This is a genomic window from Comamonas sp. CAH-2 (assembly GCF_009668305.1).
Classification (GTDB): domain Bacteria; phylum Pseudomonadota; class Gammaproteobacteria; order Burkholderiales; family Burkholderiaceae_C; genus Comamonas; species Comamonas aquatica.
Genome location: NZ_VSWF01000092.1, coordinates 1 through 407, shown reverse-complemented (window position 1 = coordinate 407; position 407 = coordinate 1). Strand labels below are relative to the sequence as shown.

Genomic DNA, 407 nt, shown 5'->3' with positions numbered 1-407 from the left:
CAACGATCCCGAGGGCCGGCCTACCATCTTCGACCGCCTGCCGCGCCTTAAAGAAGGACGCTGGATCAATGTCGGCCGACTGGACATCAACACCACCGGCCTGCTGCTGTTCACCACGGACGGCGAGCTGGCCAATCGGCTGATGCACCCGTCCTATGAGATGGACCGCGAGTACGCCGTGCGCGTCCGTGGCGAGGTCACCGAGGAAATGCTTGAGCGCCTCAAGACCGGCGTGATGCTCGAGGACGGCCCGGCGCGCTTTACGGACATCCAGGAGGCGCCAGGCGGCGAGGGGCTCAATCATTGGTACCACTGCGTGGTGATGGAAGGACGCAACCGCGAAGTCCGGCGCTTGTGGGAGTCCCAGGGGGTTGTGGTGAGCCGGCTCAAGCGCGTGCGTTTCGGCC

1 protein-coding gene is annotated in these 407 nt (G+C 65.4%); it reads left to right on the top strand.

Features of this window, described 5'->3' with window-relative positions:
* Nucleotides 1–407, top strand: a 407-nt coding sequence (locus tag FYM52_RS18610; RefSeq protein WP_154165161.1) for a pseudouridine synthase, incomplete at both ends; no start/stop codon positions are given.